This window comes from Pseudomonas fluorescens (assembly GCF_000802965.1).
Classification (GTDB): domain Bacteria; phylum Pseudomonadota; class Gammaproteobacteria; order Pseudomonadales; family Pseudomonadaceae; genus Aquipseudomonas; species Aquipseudomonas fluorescens_A.
Window position 1 is genome coordinate 1 of the sequence record NZ_JSAK01000018.1, and the last position, 22,550, is coordinate 22,550.

Below are 22,550 nucleotides of genomic sequence, written 5' to 3' on the forward strand. Positions count from 1 at the left end.
TGGCGGCCTGACAGCCGACCAACTTTTGGCGGATGTAAAAATCCCCTGTAGGAGCTGCCGCAGGCTGCGATCTTTTGATCTTGATCTTTAAAAATCAACGTCAAAAGATCGTCCGAACGCGGCCCGAGCCTGCGGCAGCTCCTACAGGTTGGGTACCACCAGACGGCTCAGTTCGCCACCCGCGCGCCCGCCAGGCTGCCGCTCAGTTCATAAGCCGCCAGTTCCGCCTGATGCGCCGCCAGAATCTCCGGCAACGATCCGCGCAGGTACTCGACCCAGGTCTTGATCTTCGCATCCAGGTACTGCCGTGACGGGTAGATCGCGTACAGGTTCAGTTCCTGCGAGCGATATTTGGGCATCACTCGCACCAGCGTGCCGTTGCGCAATCCTTCAATCGCCGCATACACCGGCAGCACACCAACGCCCATGCCGCTGGTGATCGCGGTTTTCATCGCGTCGGCGGAATTCACCAGGAATGGCGAGCTGTTGATGGTGACCATTTCCTGCCCATCAGGGCCGTCGAACGCCCATTTTTCCAGGGGGATGACCGGGCTCACCAGACGCAGACAGGCGTGGTTGAGCAGGTCGCTGGGTTTCTGTGCGCAGCCGTTGGCTTTGACGTAGGCCGGGGAGGCGCAAACGATGCTGTAGGTGATGCCCAGGCGCTGGGAGACGAAGCCCGAGTCCGGCAGTTCGCTGGCGAGCACGATGGACACGTCATAGCCCTCGTCCAGCAGGTCCGGCACGCGGTTGGCCAGGGTCAGGTCGAAGGTTACGTCCGGGTGGGTTTTGCGATAGCGGGCGATGGCGTCGATCACGAAGTGCTGGCCGATGCCGGTCATGGTGTGCACTTTCAGTTGTCCGGCCGGGCGCGCATGGGCGTCACTGGCCTCGGCTTCGGCTTCTTCAACGTAGGCCAGGATTTGTTCGCAGCGCAGCAGGTAGCGCTTGCCGGCTTCGGTCAGGGCGATGCGTCGGGTCGTTCGGTTGAGCAGACGGGTTTGCAGGTGGGCTTCCAGGTTGGAGACCGCGCGCGAGACGTTGGCCGTGGTGGTGTCCAGTTGCACGGCGGCGGCGGTGAAGCTGCCGGCCTCGGCCACGTAACTGAAGGCGCGCATGTTTTGCAATGTGTCCATGGGGTGCTCTCGGGTTCGATGGCAAATTGTGACACGAAGTTTCAGGGACTGAGACCCCGACCAAGGGATTATCGCGCTAACGGTAACAAAGATTCACAAGAATCCCAGCTTATCGCCATCAATGCTCATCCATAGAATTGCGATCACCCCTGTAGGAGCTGCCGAAGGCTGCGATCTTTTGATTTTGGTTTTTAAGAGCAAGATCAAAAGATCGCAGCCTGCGGCAGCTCCTACAGGGGCCATCTCCCCACCTCAGGAATTTTCAGCAGTGCCGCGTCGCATCAACAGAGCGCTTCAGCCGCTCAGTATCTTGGCTTTAACCCTGGCAATCAGCGGCTGCATCGGAACCGGAGGTATTGCCCCACAAGGCAAGGCGCTGGAGGCCAATTCACTGACCACCGATGAAGCGATTCAAAGCGCTGCTCAAGATGCCCACTGGCCCGCTAGCCAATGGTGGCAGGCCTATGGCGACCCACAACTGAATCGCTGGATCGACCTCGCCGTGCAAGGCAGCCCGACCATGGCCATGGCGGCGGCCCGGGTGCGTCAGGCCAAATCCATGGCGGGCGTTGCCGAGGCAGCCGAGTCGTTGCAGATCAATGGCGAGTCCACCCTCAAGCGTCACAACTGGCCCACCGATCAGTTCTACGGCCCCGGTGATCTGGCCAACAGCACCACCTGGGACAACAACGCGGCGCTGGGTTTCAGCTATGCCCTCGACCTCTGGGGCCGTGAAAGTAATGCCACCGAGCGCGCCGTGGACATGGCCCACATGACCGTCGCCGAAGCGCGCCAGGCCCAGCTCGAATTGCAGAACAACATTGTGCGCGTCTACATCGAACTGTCGCTGCATTACGCGAATCGGGACATCGTCGAGGCGACCCTGCAGCAGCAACAGCAAATCCTCGAACTGGCACAGAAGCGCCTGAACGGCGGCATCGGCACCCATTTCGAAGTCAGTCAGGCCGAAACGCCGCTGCCGGAAACCCATCGCCAGATCGACGCACTGGACGAAGAAATCGCCCTGAGCCGCAATCAACTGGCCGCACTCGCAGGCAAAGGCCCGGGCGAGGGCGCGCAGTTGCAGCGGCCAACGCTGTCACTGGGTGCGCCGCTGAAACTGCCGTCTTCGCTGCCGGCGCAATTGCTCGGCCAACGCCCGGACGTGGTCGCCAGCCGCTGGCAAGTGGCGGCGCAAGCGCGTGGCATCGATGTGGCCCACGCCGGTTTCTACCCCAACGTCGATCTGGTCGGCAGCCTCGGCTACATGGCCACCGGCGGCGGGGCGCTGGAGTTCTTGACCGGCAAGAAGCTCAACTACAGCGTCGGCCCGGCGATTTCCCTGCCGATCTTCGATGGTGGGCGGTTGCGTTCGGAGTTGGGTGAAGCCTCGGCCGGTTATGACATGGCCGTGGCCAAGTACAACCAGACCCTGGTCAACGCGCTGAAAAACATCTCCGACCAGTTGATCCGCCGCGAGTCCATGGACAAGCAGCAAACCTTCGCCGCCGAGTCGGTGGCGACTGCGCAGAAGACTTACGACATCGCGATGATTGCGTATCAACGCGGGCTTACCGATTACCTCAATGTGCTCAACGCGCAGACCTTGTTGTTCAAGCAGCAGCAAGTGCAGCAGCAAGTGCAGGCGGCGCGTTTGAGTGCGCATGCCGAGTTGGTGACTGCGTTGGGCGGCGGTCTGGGGGCGGGCAATGATGTGCCGAAAGACAGCCAGACCCAGGCACCGAAAACCCCGAGCCTTTTGAAATGACCATTCAGGCAAGGTTTCACTTGTGGCGAGGGAGCTTGCTCCCGCTTGAGTGCGCAGCACTCACAAAATCTTCATGGGCGACCAGAGTTCCGGGGGCCGCTTCGCAGCCCAGCGCGAGCAAGCTCGCTCGCCACAGGGTTGCGGTTGTTTCCAGATTTTCCTCACTGAGCAGGATTTAATGACTCCCTTGCCCGCACCTTTGCGCTGGCTGTACTCCCTTGAATGGCGCCGGGGTTTCTTCGACTGGGCACGCAGCGACGGCGTGACCTGGGTGTACATTTTCAAGGTGTTGATCGCGGCGTTCCTGACGCTTTGGCTGGCCATGCGCCTGGAATTGCCACAACCGCGCACGGCGATGATCACCGTGTTCATCGTCATGCAGCCACAAAGCGGGCAGGTGTTCGCCAAGAGTTTTTATCGCTTCCTCGGCACCTTGACCGGGTCGGCGGTGATGGTGGCGCTGATTGCCTTGTTCGCGCAGAACACCGAACTGTTCCTCGGCTCGCTGGCGATCTGGGTGGGCATCTGCTCGGCCGGCGCAGCGCGTTGCCGCAATTTTCGCGCATACGGTTTCGTGCTTGCCGGTTACACCGCAGCGATGGTCGGCTTGCCGGCGCTGGCGCATCCGGAAGGCGCGTTCATGGCCGCGGTCTGGCGGGTGCTGGAAATCTCCCTGGGGATTCTCTGCTCGACCCTGGTCAGCGCCGCGATCCTCCCGCAAACCGCCAGCGCCGCCATGCGCAACGCCTTGTACCAGCGCTTCGGCGTGTTCGCGTTGTTCGTCACCGACGGCTTGCGCGGCCGCAGTCGGCGCGAGGCGTTCGAGGCCAGCAACGTGCGCTTCATTGCCGAGGCGGTGGGCCTGGAAGGGCTGCGCAGCGTGACCGTGTTCGAAGACCCGCACATGCGCCGGCGTAATGGTCGTCTCAGCCGCTTGAACAGTGAGTTCATGGGCATCACTACACGCTTCAACGCCTTGCATCAGTTGCTGGAGCGCCTGCGCGACAGCGGCACTGACCCTGCAGTGGCAGCGATCAAACCGGGGTTGCAAGACCTCGCCGAATTGCTCGACGGCTTCAGCGGTCGTGCGCTGACCAGCGCCGATGCGGCGCGTCTGGTCACGGCGTTGACGGCTTACAAGGAAGGCTTGCCGGCGCGGGTGCGCAGCCTGCGGGCGATCTTCCAGGAGACCGACCCGAGCGACGCCGAGCAACTGGATTTCCACACCGCGTACGAACTGCTCTATCGCTTCGTCGACGACCTGCACAGTTATGCACAGACCCACGCGTCCCTCGCCGATCACAGCCATGAACGGGAGCGCTGGGACGAACCGTTCACCCCGCAAACCAACTGGCTGGCGTCGGCGGCTTCGGGGATTCGTGCGGCATTCATTCTGGTGGTTTTGGGTAGCTATTGGGTGGCCACGGCGTGGCCGAGCGGGGCGACCATGACCCTGATCGCCGCTGCCACGGTTGGCCTGTCCGCCGCGACACCCAACCCGAAACGCATGGCGTTCCAGATGGCCTGCGGCACCTTCCTCGGGGCGCTGATCGGCTTCGTCGAGATGTTTTTCATCTTCCCGTGGATCGATGGTTTTCCGTTGCTGTGCGTGATGCTCGCGCCGGTGATCGTGCTCGGCTCGTTCCTGACCTCGCGACCGCAATACGCCGGGGTCGGTCTGGGGCTGCTGATCTTTTTCAGTACCGGTTCGGTGCCGGACAACCTCACGGTCTACAACCCGTACACCTTCATCAACGACTACATCGCCATGGTGCTGGGCATGCTGGTGTGCGCGGCGGCGGGGGCGATCATTTTGCCCCCCAACAGTCGCTGGTTGTGGCGTCGGCTGGAGCAGGATCTGCGTGGTCAGGTGGTGTACGCCATCAGCGGCAAACTCAAGGGCCTGGCGTCGAGTTTCGAAAGTCGAACCCGTGACCTTGTGCATCAGGCCTACGGCTTCGCAGCGGGACAGCCGCAAGTGCAGCGGGATCTGTTGCGCTGGATGTTCGTGGTGCTGGAAGTCGGTCACGCGATCATCGAGTTACGCAAGGAACAGGCGATCCTGCCGGTGCATCCGGCGTATGCCGAATCCCAGCCGTGGCGCCAATCTATTCGTGTGATGGGCCGTGCGCTGGTGCGGCTGTTCCTGCAACCGGGGCAAAGCAATCTGGAGCGCGCATTGATCGCCGTCGACCACGCGATCAGCCGCGTGCAAGCCACCGACGAACCCTTCGCCCCGCACTTCGACACCTCGGCGCTGCGCCGGGTGAAGAGCTACCTGCACTTCATCCGCACTTCGCTGCTGGACCCGCAATCGCCGCTCGCCGCCTACACCATTGCCAAGCCCCAAGGACTTGAAGATGCCTCGTGAAATCGCCTTCCACGGCGTGTACATGCCGACCATGACCCTGATGTTTTTCATTGCGGCGGCGTTGGCCTGGGCGCTGGATCGCTTCCTGTCAGGGTTCGACCTGTACCGCTTCTTCTGGCACCCGGCGCTGCTGCGCCTGAGTCTGTTTACCTGTCTGTTCGGCGCATTGGCGCTGACTGTTTACCGTTGAGAACGACCTGATGAAAAAGCTGTTCAGCCTGCTCGCGACCCTGTTGGTTTTGGCCCTGGCGATATGGATCGGTCGCACACTCTGGGTGCACTACATGGAGACCCCGTGGACACGCGATGGCCGGGTGCGCGCCGACATCATCAACGTCGCCGCCGACGTCACCGGCGAAGTGGTGGACGTGCCGGTGCGTGACAACCAATTGGTGAAAAAGGGCGACCTGCTGATGCGCATCGACCCCGAGCACTACCGCCTCGCGGTCAAGCAGGCGCAGTCGCTGGTGGCCTCGCGCAAGGCGACGTGGGAGATGCGCAAGGTCAACGCCCATCGCCGCGCCGACATGGACAACCTGGTGATCTCCCGGGAAAACCGCGACGACGCGAGCAACCTCGCCGACTCGGCCCTCGCCGATTACCAGCATGCGCAAGCGCAACTGGAGGCCGCCGAACTCAACCTCAAACGCACCGAAGTCCGGGCCGCCGTGGACGGTTACGTCACCAACCTGAATGTGCATCGCGGCGACTACGCGCGCATCGGTGAAGCGAAAATGGCCGTGGTCGACATGAACTCGTTCTGGGTCTACGGCTTCTTCGAAGAAACCAAACTGCCCCACGTGCGCGTAGGTGATAAGGCCGACATGCAACTGATGAGCGGCGAAGTGCTCAAGGGGCACGTGGAAAGTATTTCTCGCGGCATCTACGACCGCGATAACCCGGAAAGCCGTGAACTGATCGCGGATGTGAACCCGACGTTCAACTGGGTGCGTCTGGCGCAGCGGGTGCCGGTGCGGATACACATTGATGAAGTGCCGGAAGGGGTGCTGTTGGCGGCGGGGATTACTTGTACGGTGGTGGTCAATCAGAGCCGTATGGAATAATTTCTACGTTTGTTGTTTAAGATAGTGTGCTTCTACGGCTGGGTTAAAAAATGTAGTCGTAGAAGCGGAAAATACACCTGTGCTCAATAAATGGTTTGTGTACTTAACTGCTGGTTTGTTGGTGTTGCGGTTTGTTTAAGATGCTAAGAGACTTTTCGATTTTTTCTGAGGTGGTGAATTCACGATTTTCTAATATGTTCATTATTGTTTTATTGTTTTATTGTTTAGGATGTCTTCTTTTTTTTGTGTTTTTTGCGCGTGTCTTGCGATAACAATAAAGCTGAATATATCGCTTTTTGATTTGAGTTTTGATTTTTTTGCGACTTCATTCACTGTTTTTTTGATGTACTCGTAGCGTTCTTCGTAAGTGGCATCCTTGAAGGTCTCAGGGTAGTCTAAATGGATGCCCGCTGAGAGAAAGGCAATGTTTTCTTTTAATGCTTCGTCTTTTAGTGTTTGCTTTGATGTGACGGATTTACTTAATTTTTCGAGATGTTTTTTTCCTTCAATAATCTGATCATTTGTCATGTTTTTGAAGGCTCTTTCAATGGGGTCGTCAGCCTGTTGGCCAATGATTTTAGACCAGGCGTAACTTAGGGTGAGTTCGCCTTGTTTGAAGTGATAGATTTTCAACAATTGTTGTGCTTCGGGATACCCATGCATCGCTGAGCGCTTCAGCCAGTAAAGGGCAAACCCCTTGTCTGGGTTTAGACCGTTCACTCCATATTTGTAGTTTTCATACATTCTGTATTCTGCACACCAATCATTTTTTGATGCGGCATATCTAGTGTAATTGAGAGCTTCGGTATTTCGTTTGATTTCATCCGGCTCATCATCATGTTGAGCGATTATTGCAAGATAGCAGAATGCTCTGTCGTAATTGGGTGCTGCCATGGTAAAGCAGCTTTTTGCCTCGGGGTAATTGTCTTGTGAGAATAATTCGTATCCTATTCCGAATAAAATGTCGCTGTCTAAATTGGGGTTGCAATAGTTGTTAGGTTTAGGTGTTGGACGTAGTTTTTTCAGGTCAAGTTCTAATGTGGGTTTGCTTGGGTTGGTATCGTCGGCGAGGGTAATGTTTAAGGTGAGGGTGGAGAGTAAAAATATTATTGAGAGTGAGTGTGGGTGGCGGACTTTCAAAGTGGTATCTCAGTAGGTTATGTCCAAATAATTCTAGGTTGATGCGTTATATCTGGTATAAGGCATTTAACCAAGGTGGTGGATTTTAGTTGGGGAGTAGGGTTTGGCAACGCTATAACTGCGAATAGGATAATTCGCTACGTCGTTGTCGAATTTTCTTACAGTGTTTGAAGGGTTTTGTTACTGTATTTTTCAAAGCTGGATTTTAGCGGCGGGGATTCTGTTTTTTCTTGCGTAGATATTCTATTTGTTGCAGATGTATCCGCATTTGGTACATAACCGGAAGACCGGGTGGCCTTCTTAACGAGCAGCCCGCTCTCACATTTCCAACTGTGGGAGCGGGCTCGCGAAAAACTGGAGAGCGCCCCGGGCTTGTCTGAATGCCCGCGTTATCGTTGATGTCCATCGCCGGAACGCCGCCCGGAGTAGGCTCGCTCTTACAGTTGAGCGGCGTTGTTGTCAGCAAAAGGTCTCCTGTAAATACCGCCACAGGATCTTTCCATCCACTTTCTCGAACACCACGCTCGAGCGCCGATCCGAATGCAGTCCGGTGGCGTCGGTCTGCTGCTCGCGATAACTCACGACTGCGCCACCGTCGTACAGCGCAATGCCACGCAACTCGCTGAGCTCGATGCGAAAGCCAATCTTCTTGCCGCCCGCCAGCAGGAACAGTTCGCTCAGCGCCGCAAAATCCAGCACTCGGCCCAAGGGCGAGACCATGGAAAACTGTGGGGAGAAACGCGTCAGCAGTTGTTCGAGTTCAGCCGCGTCGCGTTCCTCGGCCAGCCATTGTTCGATGGCGACGTGGGCCTGGATCACTTCGTCGAAGTATTCGGTGTAGTCGGTCATGTTTGATTCCTTGAGTTCTGTGGAGTCTGTTCTGGCGCCTTCGCGGGCAAGCTCACTCCCACAGGGGATCGCATTTCAAATGTGGGAGCGGGCTTGCCCGCGAAGGCGTCCACTCGGTCTCAGAGTTGCCCACGCAACCCGAACCGCTTCATCAATCCCGATTCCAGCAACCCCTTGGGCAACAATCCGGCAAGCAACGGCAACGCGCGGCTGCCATTGCCCAGGCGGATCAGCCGTGGCGGCTTGCTCTGTTGCACCGCCTTGAGCAATCCGGCGGCAAACTCACTGGCCGGCGTCGGATTATCCTGGGACGCCTTCGCTCGTGCACGAATGCCTTCGCGCAGCGGAAACCACGGCGATTGCTCGCTGATCAACTGCTCGGCTTCGTGTCCGGCATTCTTGGCGAAACTGGACGCGATGGCCCCCGGCTGAACCTCCATCACTCGCACGCCAAATGGCGCCAGTTCCATGCGCAAGGCATCGCTCAAGGCATGCACAGCGGCTTTCGAGGCGCAGTAAGCACCGGCGAACGGCGTGACCAACACACCGGATACACTGCCGATGTTGACCACCAGCCCTTTGGTTCGGCGCAGCACCGGAAACATCGCGCGAGTCACGCCAACGATGGCGAACACGTTGGTTTCAAACTGGCGTTGCATGGCCGGAACACCGCCATCGAGCAGCGGCCCCATGGCGCCATATCCGGCGTTGTTGATCAGTACATCGAGGCCGCCGTGTTGCTGGTTGATTTGCTCGCTCAATGCTTCCAATGCCTGGCCATCATTGACGTCCAGCTGCACAGCGGTGAAACCGGCAGCAGTGAGGACTGCCACGTCTTCAGCCTTGCGGGCACTGGCCCAGACGGTATAGCCGGCAGATTTGAATACATCGGCGAGGGCGCGGCCGATGCCGCTGGAACAACCGGTAATCAACGCTACGGGCATGGCGCGGTCCTTGTGCAAATGAGTGGGGGATGATCAGTCGGAGAAACTACCCTGCAAACGCTCGGCGCGAAACTCCAGGGTTTCCGGGCGGTAGCCGGGGCGTAGCGGCGGCAGCGGCAGGCAATCTTCCCAATTACCACCGGCTTGCAATTCGCCGGGGCCGCGATAGCGCGGGGCGGTGTATTGATTGTCGGCGAGGTTGACCGTGTCGCCCGGCGCATAAGCCGCGACACGCCAGCGCAGCTCAGTCAGCGGCACGTCGTTGCCGTTGTTCATGGTCAATTGCAGCGGCCGATCGGCAGGGCAGTGTTGCGGCGCGTAGCTGATGCGCAACTCCAGGCGTTGCAGTTGCTTGAGTTCGCGGTGGTCCAGCCAGATTACCCACGTGGCGACGATGCCCAGCCCTACGGCGGCGGCCATGGACACGGGCAGGGCCTTGGCCGGATAGCGCAGGAGCAGGATCAGCCAGGTGATGACCAGCAGGACGCCGATGAACATGACGCGTAAACCTCGGGGGCAGAGAAGAGCATCCTACCTAAGCGCAGGGCAGGTTGGCGATGGGCGAGATTAAGCGGTGAATGTGCCGGCCTCATCGCGAGCAGGCTCACTCCTACATTCGATTGCGTTTCTCCAGGAAAAACCCGGTCAACTGTAGGAGCGAGCCTGCTCGCGATGAGGTTCAGCGCGGGCAACACAAAACCCGGACAAAAAAAGCCCCCGCCCAGTCCGCTGCGGATAGGGAACGCAGCGGACTGGACGGGGGCTTTTAGTGACAGCGATCGCTTACTGCGCGATGGTTTTCACCGACACGCCGCGCTCGATCGGGGTCGAACGACCGTAGATATCTTCAAAGCGCTCGATATCGTCTTCGCCCAGATAGCTACCCGACTGCACTTCGATGATTTCCAGTGGGATCTTGCCCGGGTTGCGCAGGCGATGCACCGAAGCAATCGGAATGTAGGTCGACTGGTTTTCAGTCAGCAGGAACACATTCTCATCGCAGGTCACTTCAGCTGTACCGCTGACGACGATCCAGTGCTCGGCACGGTGGTGGTGCATTTGCAGCGACAGGCACGCGCCCGGCTTGACCGAGATGTGCTTGACCTGGAAGCGCCCGCCCATGTCCACCGAGTCATACGAGCCCCACGGACGATAGACTTCGCAGTGGTTCTGGGTTTCGCTGCGGCCCTGTTCGTTGAGGGTGTTGACCATCTGTTTCACGCCTTGGACCTTGTCCTTGTGGGCGATCATCATGGCGTCCTTGGTTTCCACCACGACGATGTTTTCCAGGCCGATCACCGACACCAGTTTGCCGTTGCCGTGGATCATGCAGTTGCGGCTGTCCTGGATGACTACGTCGCCTTTGGTGACGTTGCCATTGACGTCTTTTTCATTCACTTCCCACAACGACGACCAGCAACCGACATCGCTCCAGCCAGCGGTCAGCGGAACCACGCAGGCGCGCTGGGTTTTTTCCATCACCGAGTAGTCGATGGAGTTGTCCGGGCAGCAGGCGAAGGTAGCTTCGTCAAAGGTGATGCTGTCAGCATCTTGCTGGCTGCGTTCCAGGGTCAGCAGGCAGGTGTCGTAGATGTCCGGATCGTGTTTTTTCAGCTCTTCCAGGAAGCGGCTGGCGCGGAACAGGAACATGCCGCTGTTCCAGAAGTAACCGCCGGACTGGACATACTCGGTGGCGCGTTTGACGTCCGGTTTTTCCACAAAGTGCGAGACACGGCTGACGCCTTCGGGCAGCAGCGAGTCGTTGGTCGACTTGATGTAGCCATAACCGGTTTCCGGTTTGGTGGCCGGTACGCCGAACAGCACCATTTCGCCGTTTTCGGCGGCGACGGTGGCCAGGGCCAGGGCACGTTGCAGGGCTTTCTGGTCTTCCAGTACGTGGTCGGCTGGTAGTACCAGCATCAACTCGTCGCGACCTTCATTGACCAGCATCATCGCGGTCAGGGCCACGGCCGGTGCGGTGTTACGGCCAAACGGTTCCATCAGGATGCGTTGGGTTTCCAGTTTGCGCGCGGCCAGTTGCTCGTTGACGATGAAGCGGTGGTCCTTGTTGCAGACCACGATCGGCGTGTCCATGCCTTCGAACACCAGGCGTTCCAGGGTTTGCTGGAACAGGGTGTGTTCGCCGGTCAGGGCCAGGAACTGTTTAGGAAACTGCTTACGGGAAAGCGGCCAAAGACGTGAGCCACTACCACCGGACAAGATCACTGGAATCATTTTGTTTCTCCTTGAAAATCGTTTGGTTAGAGCTACGAACGCTGTGTCGTTTCACTCTTGTTTTTGTTCCGTGCCCGGCTGACATCTCGGTCCCTGTGGGAGCTGGCTTGCCAGCGATGGCATCAACTCGGTGTATCTGTTTCACCGAGTCGTCTGCATCGCGGGCAAGCCCGCCCCCACAGGAAAATGGGTCAACCGGAATAATTGATTAGCGCGTCGATACCGGGCGTTTCACCCAGACTGGCGACAGGCTGCTGCCGTTGCCGGTGACGTACAGCACAGCGGCTTCACCGCGTTCCAGGGCGACAGGTTTAACGTCGCCGACTTTCTTGTCGCCCTCGTACAGCGCCAGGCTGACTTTCACCGGGTTGATTTCACGTTCGCCACGGCCCTTGGCGGCCACGTTCGGCACCACGTCGGTCTTGCCGTCAGCGGTTTTCAGGGTCAGCGGCTTGTCGCTGAGGTTCTGCACGCGTACCAGGGATTTCTGCTTGTTCTTGAACGGCGGCTCTTCGATCAGTTGCGGCGCGCCGCTGGCGTTGTTGACCAGGGTGTAATAGTGGTCACCGGCCAGTTTCACTGGCAGGGTCTGGCTGCCGACCTTGGCGCTGTAGTCGCCGCCCGGCATGAAGCTGAAGTCACTGCTGGACAGCGGCGCGACGTCGGCCAGGTTGGTGCTGCCAACGGTGGCGCTGACTTCGGAGTTGCCGGCGTTATAGATACGCACGAAGGTCGAGCCTTTTGGTGCAGTCGGGCCGTACAGCGCGGCATCGCCACCGGCGAAAGCTTGTACCGACAGCACGCTGAGGCCAGCGACCAGTGCAAAGCGTTTGGCGAGACGACGAGGAGTAGTCGTGAAAGTCATGGTAGTACCTCTCTCTTTCAGTTTTGCGCCCGATCGGGCGTCTCGGATTTAGTGTTTGCAGCTACGTTTTGTTGGCGGGCGCCGGCTTGTTTAAGCTCTGCGACCCACTGCGGGTCGGCGTCGCCGATTTCGTTATTCACAGGCAGATATCGTTCAGGAAACTCCCAGATCAGCACCTGTGGCGGGCTGTTCTTGAAAGCATCACTTTTCAGGTAGCTGAGCATCGGCAGAATCGGGCCGTGGCCGTCTTCGGCGTAATTGACCACGTCGCTACGCAGGGCTTGCTTGAGCGCACCGACGAAGTTCCAGTTGGGGTTGGCGCTGTAGCTGGTGCCGATCAGCGCGACGGGCACTTCGGTGTTGGCGAACAGCGCGTCGTCACCGGCTGGCTGGTCTTCAGCGGCAATGGTGTTGCGCTTCTGCAAAGGTTCTTGCGCCGGCATCAGGTTTTCAAACAGCGGGTCCAGCGGCAGGAACAGACGCAGGTCGCCCTTGTGCGTGACTTTCTCCGCAGGCTCGGTGACGAAGTTCTGCGGGTCGCCGCTCAGCGGGAATTTGTCGGCAATGGTCTTGGCCAGGCGGTTGGCAGCAATCTCGGCACCTTCCGGGGTCCAGTGGGTGTCGGTGCGCAGGAACACTTGCTGGCCGTTGTTCTTGGCGGCTTGCAGTGGGCCGAGCAAATCAGGCGCAGGGATGCGGTCGGCCGCCAGGCGCTTGTGGAAATCCTGATAGAGGTTGGCGTGGATGCTGGCCGGTTTTACCTCGCCGAGGTGTTCCGGGTACAGGCGTACCTTGGCCGGAACCACCGCCATCACCAGTTGCACGCCTTTCTCTTTCAGGGTCTGGCGCACGCCTTCAACGAGCGCGTAGTTGCCTTGCAGGTTCAGCTCTTCGTTGACGATCGGGTGGAATTCTTCATCGCTGTACAGCCACTGGTCGCGACCGAGCACGACGCCCGGACGACCTTCGTTGAACAGTTTGAAGTCCAGCGCCGCCCAGAGATTGGTGCCCAGGCGCTTGATCGGAAACTCTTCGTCGTAATGCGTCTCCACAGCCTTGGTCCAGCGACCGTTCAGCACCGTCGCATCAGCGTTGGTGCTGAAGCCGAGGAAGCTGCGAACCGACCACAGGCCCAAGGCCAGCAGGGTCACCAGGAACAGGGCGATGTAGAAGATGCGTAATGAGCGGGTCATGGTCAGATCCCTCAGAACTGGAAGTAAAGGAACGGCGAGAAGCTTTGCGCCGAGAGTTTGAGAATCGAGGCGATGAACAGCAGCAGCACCAGCGCACGCATTGCATAGCGCGACCAGTCAGCGGTCCAGTAAGCCGGTTGCACCTGGGCTTCAACGCCGACGGTGTAGCCGGGCTGATGGATGCTCGCCGGGTTATCCCCAGGCGCGGCTTTGATCAGGCCTGGTTCGCTGGCGGCCGGGCCGTCGCTGTCGACGTTCACGGCAGGCTTGGTCTTCTCTGGCGGCTGATTGGTGTAGAAGTCGCGCAGGCCGAAGAACGCGAGGGTCACGTAGGCCACCACCAACGTAGCGATTTGCAGACCGGTGAGGCTGGCCTGATTGAGTTCCGACAGCGACCAGTCACCGAAGCTGAACATCGCGCCGTACATGCGACCGGCAACGTGCAGGTTTTCCGCACGGAAGATCACCCAGCCCATCACCACCAGCAAGAAGGTCAGTGCCCAGCGAATCGGGTTGATGCTGCGCGGCGAAGTGTTCAGGCCCAGGGCCTTTTCAATCGCCAGCCACATGCCGTGCCACGCACCCCAGACGATGTAGGTGATGTTCGCGCCGTGCCACAGACCACCGAGCAGCATGGTCAGGAACAGGTTGCGATAGGTCATCAGCGTGCCTTTGCGGTTACCGCCGAGGGTGATGTACAGATAGTCACGCAGCCAGGTCGACAGGCTGATGTGCCAGCGGCGCCAGAACTCGGTGATCGACTGGCTGATGTACGGCTGCTTGAAGTTTTCCATGAAGCGGAAACCCATCATCAAGCCCAGGCCGATGGCCATGTCGCTGTAGCCGGAGAAGTCGAAGTACAGCTGCGCGGTGTAGGCCAGTGCGCCCAGCCAGGCATCGCCCGTGGTCGGGTTTTGCAGGGCAAAGCAATGGTCGGCTACCACCGCGAGGGTGTCAGCGATGAAGACCTTTTTGATGAAACCCTGCATGAACCGCGTGCAGCCCTCGGAGAATTTGTCGAGGGTGTGGGTGCGGTTGTTGAACTGGTCGGCGAGGTCGCGGAAGCGCAACACCGGGCCGGCAATCAAGTGCGGGAAAATCGCCACGAACGCCGCGAAGTCGATCAGGTTGCGGGTCGCCGGAGTATCGCCACGGTAGACGTCGATGATGTAGCTGATGGACTCGAAAATGTAGAACGAGATACCGATCGGCAACAGCACGTGGGTCAGGATGAACGGCTCAAGGCCGACCGACGTCATCATTGCGTTGATGCTGTCGACGCCGAAGTTGGCGTACTTGAAGTAGCCGAGAATGCACAGGTCGACGGCGACGCCGAGCAGCAGCCAGCGCTGGGCCGGTTTGGTCCGCACGCCGGCAGCGCCGACTTTGAGGCCGATCCAGTAGTTCCACAGCGTGACCGCTGCGAACAGTGCGAGGAAGTCCACACGCCACCAGGCGTAGAACACGTAGCTGGCGATCAGCAGCAGCAAGTTGCGATAGCGTTGCCCGCTCAAGTAGTACAAGCCGAGAAAGATCGGCAAGAACAGAAACAGGAACACGTTGGATGAAAATACCATCCCGATCTCTCCATGTTTAACCAACAGTCAAGGGCCAACGGCCCCCCCAAACCCCCCACGAAAAACCGGGGGGTACATTGCATTCAAAAACCACCGCGATCCCTGTAGGAGCTGGCTTGCCAGCGATTCGGTCTGACATCCACCATTGATGTCGACTGACACACCGCATCGCTGGCAAGCCAGCTCCTACAGGGGGAATGTGTTGTTCTAGGAACCTTTGCCTTTCTCGTTGGCCGGGTCGTAGACCTTGGTCAGGTCGCCGCCGAGGCGGAAGGTCTTGAACGGTTGCATGTCGTGCTTCTTCTCCAGCACATCCGGCGCGCAGGTGTAGAGGGTGCAGAACGGTTCGAGCCAGGCGAATTTCGAGTCGACTTTCAGGTCGGTCATGTCCTGTTTCTTGCCGTTCTTTTCCTCGAATTCGTCCGGGTCTTTCACCCCGGCCAGTACTCGATCACCCAGGCGCTTCAGCGCGCCGTTGTTTTCCTGACGCAAATCCACACCGTTGACCTGGGCGAAACTGGCGATCATCGCCAGCGGCGGCAGGGCGTAGTTGTGATAGGCCAGGGCGCGTTGCTGGCGCTTGAGCTCGTTCGGCAGATAGCCGTCCGCATCGACCTGATTGGCGCCGACCTTGTATTCCTTCACGGCCCAATCGAACAGGTCGCGACGGTTGGTGGCGACGGACGTTGCCATCACCGACCAGGCGGCCCAGTACGAATGGTTGTTGGTTTTTTCCAGCGGCAAGTTGTCCCAGTCGCTGACCACCTGATCGGCCATTTTGCTGAACCAGGCTTCGATCAGCTGCGACTCTTGCTGATGGTTGGCCAGCGGATGGGAGTCGGAGAATTTCAGGCGAATGTACGAGGACGCCATGCTGCCCAGCGCCCATTTGCGCATCGACTTGCCGGTGTGGTTGAAGTCCTTGGACATCAATGCATCGGCCTTCGCCCACGCCGTCAGCCAGTTGAGTGTGCATTCCAGTTGTTCCGGGCGACCGTCACGCATGAACTGCATGACGCGCTTGCTGGTGCCGCGCTCGATCTTGGTGATGTCGGCGGTGCTGTCACGGAAGGCTTTTTCCGACTGCACGTTCAGGGTCGAACGCGCCTTGTCCGAACCTTCGTACTTGCTGCGAAATTGCAGCGAGCCGGTGTAGGGCGTCGGCATGGCATCGCAGCCTTCGCTCTTGTCGCCGGTTTTGACTTTCTCGATCGGCGCAAAGTAACCCTGCGGCGGGCGCAATGGCGCCGCGGCCTGGGTCGCACCGGCGAACATCGCCAGGCTCAAAAGCGTCAGTGTTGCAAGTTTCGGATTTCGCATAGCAGACCTCATTGCCCGGTCGAAGCGGTACGTTGCTCCGCGCTCGGGAATACGTTGCGTTTGCAGATTTTCGCTTCGACTTTCTGTGGCGCGGCGTCGGTTTTTTCCGGGCCCTGGATTTCGACGGCCAGCAGATTCTGCGAGGCCCAGTCTTCGTCCGTGCGCAACTCGAACGCGAAACGTCCGTCAGTGTCGGAGGTTTCCGGTTTGTCGATCTTGATGTCCTCGTGGCGCCCGTTCATGTACCAGAGGGTGGCTTGCAAGGTTTTCACCGAGGTATCGGCGAAGCGGATGTCGACCTGGTGACTGGCGTTTTGCAGGTTCAGGTTTTTGCTGTTGACCATCAGTTCGTTCTTGCCCGGTTTCAATGTGGTGCTGCCGGACATCTGTGCATCCTTGCCTTCGCAACCGTTGTCCAGCAGCGCCATCATTTGGCGGTAGATGATTTCTTGGTCGAGGCGATAGAGCGGCGAGAATTCCCAGATGAGAATCTTCGGTGGGTTCTTCTGGAACTCGTCGCTGCCCAGGTACTGCAGCATCGAACCTTCCAGGCCACCGCCGGGGAATGCCACGTTCAGAATGTCGGCGCCGATGGCCTCTTCGAGGAAACCGGCGAAGTTGTAGTTCTTGCCACTGTGACTGGTGCCGACCAGGGTGATTTCCGGATTGCCGGAATCGCCGAACAGATCGCCATCGCCTGCTTCGCCTTTCGGCTCGGTGGTGAATTGATCCATGTACTGGATCGCGTAGCTGGTGCCACAGAGTTGACCGGCCATGTTGTGCAATGTTCCGGTCTTGCCCATGCGACCCGACTTATGGGTCTCGAATTCACGCTTGGGAATGTCGGCGAAGGCCGGGATCTGCTTGACCTTTTCCGCCACGATTTTTGCCGTGCGCTGGGCGCCGTATGGCGTCCAGTGCTGGTCGCCACGGAAGTAGAAGTCGTGGGCGGGCAGGGTGTCGGGCAGCGACTCGTTGGTCAGCGGCGACAGGTCCGGCACCACGTAACCCATCTGCGCGAAACGGCCGAGCATGGTCTTGTAGTTCTTCAGTGCCTTGTCGAAATCGAAGCTGGCTTTTTCCGCCGGGTTCAACTTGTTGCGGTTCACCAGACCACGGGTTGGCTGGTAAACAACCACCAGCTCCACGCCTTTGCTCTTGAACGCATCGTGCAGTTGCTTCATGCGTTTGTAGCCGGCGGGGGTGGTGTCGAATTCGGTGCGCAAGTCTTCTTGCGTACGGAACAGCCAGTCGCCCTGGGCCTGCACCAGCGTGGTGAAGTTCTGCTGATAACGGGTGGTGTAATTCTTCGCGTCGTGGGCGGCCGGGCACAGGCTGCAGCACGGTTCGGCAGAGAACTTGGGCGCCTGGACTTCATCCGCACGCGCGCCAGTGCTGGCGGCGAGGATGCCGGCGGTCAGGGCCGACAGGCTGAGTAATTTGATCAAGTGTGGGTGCATAAAATTATCCTCAGTCCCGCATTTCGGTCTGGCGTTCGACAGGGTCGATCAGCACGGCTTTCTGCTGGCGTACCAGCAGGTCGAGAATTTCATCCTGGCGCTCGCCGAGAATCCCCGAGAAGCTGATGCCACTGGATTTGGTCGGGGCGAGCATGGACACGCGATACAACTCGACGCTCAGCGGCGAGTCGATGGACAGCGGGCCGCTGCCGTTGGCCGCCAATTCACCGCCGACCACAATCAGCGAGACCTGGGCGTCGAACGGGTCGAGCTTGATGTCACGGTCGGTGTTGCTCAGGTCCTTGATGTGGCCATAGACGCCAGTCAGGCCGTTGGCCATGGCAACGTTTTCGTAGAGGCGAATATTCACGCTGTTACGAATACGGATGCCGTGACGACGGTTGCTGATCACCTTGTTGCCCCACAGCAGATTGTCAGCACTCTCGTAGAGGGTGATGCCGTCGGTGTGGTTCTGGTAGATCTCGTTGTGAGCGATCAGGTTGTTGACGCTGTTACGGTCGATCACCAGGCCCGACAGTTTGTTGTCGTAGCTGCGGTTGTTGAAGATGAAGCTGTCGTTGACCTCACGGGAAATAATGATCCCGTGCTTCTTCTTGGTCCCGTACACCGTGTTGTCGGCAATGATCAGACCGTGGGAACGGTCGTGGGGGTCGATGCCGTAGACGATGTTGTCTTTGTAGGTGTTGCCCTTGACCACGAAGTCGCGGGTTTCGTAGCAGTAGAAGCCGTACCACATGTCCGAGAATTCGGAACCGACGATCCAGCCGGTCGGTTCAGGACGCTTGAGCACCTTGGCCATGTTCGGCGTGTACTGGGAAATACTCACGCCGTAGGACTTACTGTTGGCGTAGCCGAAACTGGCGATCTTGCTGTTGGCGATGTAGGTCTCGGTGCCGCCCCAGGACAGCAGGAACGGACGAAACTCTTTCGGCGACTTGAAGGCCGCCGGGCCGTTTGCTTTCTCGCTCCAGCCAGTGATCTTGGTATCACGTACGAACAGCTGGCCATCGTTGACCAGGAACGAACCGGCCTCTTGGGACAGGCGCAATTCTTCGGTCTGCTTGTCGATTTCGAGGATGCCGTGACGACCGACCACGATCGGCAGCTTGGCCAGGAACACACCCGGCGAGGTTTCGTTGAAGTACTGCTTGGGCAGCTTTTTCGCCAGGTCCTTGAGGTTCATGTAGCCGTCGTCGACAAAGATCGCCTGCGGGATGCCGTGCTGACGCACCACCCATTCGGCCATCTTGTTGTCGCCGCCGATGAAGTCCTTCAGGGCGTCTTCCTGCATCATCCGGCGCACGCTGATTTTGCCAGCCTTGCTGCGCACGACTTTTGCGGCGATGGCTTCGGCGGTGTAGCCGGAAACGTCCGGCAGCTTCGGCGTAGCCAGTTCCAGCGGCGCGGTCGGTGCGCTGCTGACGGTGTAGGTCTTGGCTTGTTGCAGTTCCTTGGCCACTGTTGCCGGCTTGCCTGGTTGAGGCACCGCCGGCTCCACATTGGCGAAGGCAGCCGCACTCGCCAGCAGCATCGCGCCGGCCAGCAAGGTCAAAGTACCTTTCTTGGCACTGTTCATGTCGGGGACTCCCTTCGCAATGTGCATCAGAAGCGCCAGACCACGTCGATGAACGCGCGGTGCATGTACGAATCGACTTCTTTGCCGTAGGCATCGCCGGGCTTGAACACGCCGCCACGGAAGCGAACCAGGGCCGAAGGTTCATCGATTTTCTGGCTCAATGCGGCTGGCAACAGGCCTTGCTTGAAGTACTTGGTGACCACCAGATCCATTTCCTGGCCGAGGTCTTTTTCACCATCGTTCAGAGGCAGGGACGTGCTGGAAAGGATCGCGCCGGTGACGTCGTCGGTGTTGTTCTGCACGGCGTCGATGCCGTTGCTGCCGACCGGCTTGTTGCCGTCGACACGCCAGAATTTGTGGTAGATCAGGCTGGCGTCGTATTCGTCGTTGAGCATCCACGAACCGAACAGCGTGGCCGATTGCATGTTGTTCATTTCGCCACGGAAGGCCTCGCCGAAACGGTGCACGCGCGAACGGGTACCGGTGTAGTTCGAGCGGTTGCTTTCCAGGCCGTTCTGTTCGTAATCCTCGCTGGCGCGGGCGTAGGCCGCACCGACTTGCCATTGCGGATCGAGGCGCAGACGCACACCGAGGTCAGTGGCCCAGCCGTCGACATCGCCGCTGCTCTTCGGTTGTGCGGGCGCAGTGCCATCGGCGTTCAGCGGGTTGACCGTGTCGCGGTCGCCGCTCATGCCGGTGATGCTGCCCCAGTAATTGACCGTGTTGGTGTTGCGCCAGTTGTAGGCGTCGCTGTTGGCCTGCAGGCCCAGCCAACTGATGTCGCCGTTCTGTTTCTTGTCCAGCGAATCGGCGGGAACACCCGGTTCGGCGTAGTCGAGCTTGCCGTCATCGTGGGTGTGATGACCGCGAATACCGGCCCAGTGACCCGGGGTCCATTGGTACTCGGCATCAGCGAAAGCGTGCAGGCGATCCTTGTCTTCGGGTGCCAGTTCTTTCAGGTCGGTGCGGTATTCGCTGAAGCGTTCGGCGATACCGGCATTGGCGCGCAACAGTGTGGTGTCGAAGGTCCAGTTCAGGGCTTCGATGTTGGTGTCGCGCCATTGACCGTCGTCATTGTGCAGACGCTGACGACCGAATTTCAGGATCTCGCCAGGGTAGGGCGTGAAGCCGCTGTAGCCGACCCAGAACTCGCGCATCGCCAGATAATTCTTCTTGGTTTTGCGGTCATCGTTTTCAGTGTTTTGCGTGCCGTCGCTGCCGGATTGCTGCAGGGTGTCGGTCTCGATGATGTCGGTGGACGTCACCGCCTGACCCATCGCATAACCGCTCCACGCGCCGCTTTCGCCATAGACCCACGGACGCAGGTCGAGGCCGACGCCGTTGACGTCGCCGCCACTCTGGGTGCCGAGGTCACGGTCGTCTTCGGACTGGCCGGTGATTTTCACGTCCAGGCCGAAGTTCTTGGTTTCTTCCGTCATCGCGGCCAGTGTCGGGCACGACCAGATCAATGCGAACGTCAGGCCGATACCGGCCTTCATGAATGGATTCAACTTCATAGGGATTCCTCACCGCCTTCTTCTTGCAGGGCGTGCAGTTGCAGCGTGTTCTGGCTCAAGGCACCACGAGTCGCCTGTTCTTGTTTCAACAGGCGCTGGGCCTCGGCGAGCTGCGCAGGCGGCAGTTGGGCTTCGAGTGTTTGCGCAAGCTCGGTGGCTTGCGGGGTGTTCTGGGCCTTGGCCAATTGGCTGAAGACGTACGCATTGAGCGGGTCAGGCTTGGTGCCTTTGCCTTGGGAAAACAGTTGTGCGATGGCGAAGTCGGCGCTGTTCTGGCCGTTGCGCGCGGCGGTCAACAAGTGATCCAGCGCCTTCTGCGGATAGACCTTGCCCAGGTAGCCACGGCGATAGATCTGGCCGAGGTAGTAATCGGCGGCGACTTCGCGGCCGACGGCTTTCTGGAAGTGTTCCTCGGCGACCTTGGCGTCGGCCGGAACCATCTTGCCTTCGTAGTAGAGCTTGCCCAGCAACAGTTCGGCGCGCGGCTGGTCGGCGGCACGGCCGTTGTCCAGGTACTTCATCATCTGGTCGACATCGCCGAGTTCCGGGAAGTCGTAGAGCAGTTGCGCCAGGCTGACCCAGGAAGCGGGGTAGCCGGGAGCGATGTCTTCGAGCAGCGACTGCGCGGTTTTTTCGTCGGTCTTGCCCAGGCTCGCATCGCCCAGCACGCGAGCCACACTGTCTACCCGCTGAGCGGTGACGGCGCCGCGACTGTGCGCCGCTTGCATCTGCTTGATCAACTCGGCTTGTTGCTCAGCTTTACCTTGTTTCTGGTAGACCGTGGCCAATTCGACGTAGCAGATGTCGGTGGTATTCAGCGCCGCTTTGCAGATGGTTTCGACTTCGTCGAGGTGCTGGTCGTAGGTGCCTTGAGTGCGATAGAGCAGCACTTGCGCCAGACCCGCTTCCGGTTTGCCTTCGGCGCGCCATTGGCTGATTTGCTGTTGCGCATTCACGTTGGGAAAACTGTGCGGGTATTGCAGGTACAGCATCGCCAGCGGGATCAGGGTGTTGCCTTCGCCGGCGGCCGAGGCTTTCTTCAACAGGCCTTCGGCTTCATGTTGCTCGGCTTCGGTGGACCCCGGTTTGGCCACCAGCAGACGACCGAGACGCGCCTGGGCACGCGGTGAAACACTGGCGGCAGCGCGGTAAGTCGCCTCGGCCTGCTTCATCTGCGCCGGGTCACGGCTGTCGACCTGAATGTCGGCCAGGCCAACCTGGGCTTCGCTGTAGCCCAGGTCTGCCAGTTGCTGATAGTTCGCCGCCGCGGTAGCGGTATCGCCACGCTTGAGGGCTTCGTTGGCCAGGCGTTGATCGGGCAGGCCGGCACAACCGGCCAGAGACACTGCCAGCGCCAGCGAGCACACCATAGGCCCCCTGTGGGAGCTGGCTTGCCAGCGATTCAGGCGCTGCGGTGCATCAGGTAAACCAGGTTGATCCAATCGCTGGCAAGCCAGCTCCCACAGGGATCGCGGCGTTCTCAGGAGACTAATGATCGTCACGGGCATGTCCTC

Annotated in this window: 18 protein-coding genes; 4 read left to right on the forward strand and 14 right to left on the reverse strand. The window is 59.3% G+C overall.

Features of this window, described 5'->3' with window-relative positions; translation table 11 throughout:
* Nucleotides 1–167 precede the first annotated feature (167 nt).
* Complete coding sequence (locus NL64_RS15460; RefSeq protein ID WP_034148946.1) at nt 168–1,136, reverse strand: LysR family transcriptional regulator; 969 nt, start codon at nt 1,134–1,136, stop codon at nt 168–170.
* Nucleotides 1,137–1,404: 268 nt separating this feature from the next.
* Between NL64_RS15460 and NL64_RS15465 the strand changes: the two genes are divergently transcribed.
* From NL64_RS15465 to NL64_RS15480, 4 genes are all read left to right on the forward strand, one after another.
* On the forward strand, nt 1,405–2,904 hold the full coding sequence (locus NL64_RS15465) for an efflux transporter outer membrane subunit (protein WP_034148947.1): 1,500 nt from the start codon (nt 1,405–1,407) through the stop codon (nt 2,902–2,904).
* A gap of 178 nt (nt 2,905–3,082) precedes the next feature.
* On the forward strand, nt 3,083–5,275 hold the full coding sequence (locus tag NL64_RS15470; protein WP_034149228.1) for an FUSC family protein: 2,193 nt from the start codon (nt 3,083–3,085) through the stop codon (nt 5,273–5,275).
* On the forward strand, nt 5,265–5,465 hold the full coding sequence (locus tag NL64_RS15475; protein WP_007896379.1) for a DUF1656 domain-containing protein: 201 nt from the start codon (nt 5,265–5,267) through the stop codon (nt 5,463–5,465). The genes NL64_RS15470 and NL64_RS15475 overlap by 11 nt, the downstream gene beginning before the upstream one ends.
* A 10-nt stretch (nt 5,466–5,475) precedes the next feature.
* A complete protein-coding gene (locus tag NL64_RS15480) occupies nt 5,476–6,339 on the forward strand; it encodes an efflux RND transporter periplasmic adaptor subunit (RefSeq protein ID WP_034148948.1) in 864 nt (287 codons plus the stop codon).
* 201 nt (nt 6,340–6,540) lie between these two features.
* Here NL64_RS15480 and NL64_RS30150 read toward each other — a convergent pair whose 3' ends face one another.
* From NL64_RS30150 to algK, 13 genes are all read right to left on the reverse strand, one after another.
* Nucleotides 6,541–7,479 (reverse strand): sel1 repeat family protein, encoded by a 939-nt coding sequence (locus tag NL64_RS30150; protein ID WP_155292761.1) that lies wholly within the window; start codon nt 7,477–7,479, stop codon nt 6,541–6,543.
* Nucleotides 7,480–7,938: 459 nt separating this feature from the next.
* Nucleotides 7,939–8,328: a DUF4440 domain-containing protein gene (locus NL64_RS15490; protein ID WP_034148949.1), complete on the reverse strand. Its 390-nt coding sequence runs from the start codon at nt 8,326–8,328 to the stop codon at nt 7,939–7,941.
* 119 nt (nt 8,329–8,447) lie between these two features.
* Nucleotides 8,448–9,272 (reverse strand): SDR family oxidoreductase, encoded by an 825-nt coding sequence (locus tag NL64_RS15495; protein ID WP_034148950.1) that lies wholly within the window; start codon nt 9,270–9,272, stop codon nt 8,448–8,450.
* Between the two features lie 33 nt (nt 9,273–9,305).
* Nucleotides 9,306–9,770, reverse strand: a complete 465-nt coding sequence (locus NL64_RS15500; RefSeq protein WP_034148951.1) for a hypothetical protein — start codon at nt 9,768–9,770, stop codon at nt 9,306–9,308.
* A gap of 285 nt (nt 9,771–10,055) precedes the next feature.
* Complete coding sequence (locus NL64_RS15505; RefSeq protein ID WP_034148952.1) at nt 10,056–11,507, reverse strand: mannose-1-phosphate guanylyltransferase/mannose-6-phosphate isomerase; 1,452 nt, start codon at nt 11,505–11,507, stop codon at nt 10,056–10,058.
* A 208-nt stretch (nt 11,508–11,715) separates the two neighbouring features.
* A complete protein-coding gene (locus tag NL64_RS15510; RefSeq protein WP_034148953.1) occupies nt 11,716–12,372 on the reverse strand; it encodes an alginate O-acetyltransferase AlgF in 657 nt (218 codons plus the stop codon).
* Nucleotides 12,373–12,389: 17 nt separating this feature from the next.
* Nucleotides 12,390–13,565, reverse strand: coding sequence for an alginate O-acetyltransferase (locus NL64_RS15515; protein WP_034148954.1), 1,176 nt, complete (start codon nt 13,563–13,565; stop codon nt 12,390–12,392).
* 11 nt (nt 13,566–13,576) lie between these two features.
* The gene (locus tag NL64_RS15520) at nt 13,577–15,142 is read right to left on the reverse strand and encodes an MBOAT family O-acyltransferase (protein ID WP_034148955.1); all 1,566 of its coding nucleotides are present in this window, start codon (nt 15,140–15,142) and stop codon (nt 13,577–13,579) included.
* A gap of 207 nt (nt 15,143–15,349) precedes the next feature.
* A complete protein-coding gene (locus tag NL64_RS15525; protein ID WP_034148956.1) occupies nt 15,350–16,462 on the reverse strand; it encodes a mannuronate-specific alginate lyase in 1,113 nt (370 codons plus the stop codon).
* An 8-nt stretch (nt 16,463–16,470) separates the two neighbouring features.
* Complete coding sequence (locus tag NL64_RS15530; protein WP_034148957.1) at nt 16,471–17,922, reverse strand: alginate O-acetyltransferase; 1,452 nt, start codon at nt 17,920–17,922, stop codon at nt 16,471–16,473.
* Between the two features lie 10 nt (nt 17,923–17,932).
* Complete coding sequence (gene algG, locus NL64_RS15535; protein ID WP_034148958.1) at nt 17,933–19,519, reverse strand: mannuronan 5-epimerase AlgG; 1,587 nt, start codon at nt 19,517–19,519, stop codon at nt 17,933–17,935.
* Nucleotides 19,520–19,545: 26 nt separating this feature from the next.
* Nucleotides 19,546–21,036 (reverse strand): alginate export family protein, encoded by a 1,491-nt coding sequence (locus NL64_RS15540; protein ID WP_034148959.1) that lies wholly within the window; start codon nt 21,034–21,036, stop codon nt 19,546–19,548.
* Nucleotides 21,033–22,544, reverse strand: coding sequence for an alginate biosynthesis TPR repeat lipoprotein AlgK (algK, locus tag NL64_RS15545; protein ID WP_172668676.1), 1,512 nt, complete (start codon nt 22,542–22,544; stop codon nt 21,033–21,035). The genes NL64_RS15540 and algK overlap by 4 nt, the downstream gene beginning before the upstream one ends.
* Nucleotides 22,545–22,550: the final 6 nt, after the last annotated feature.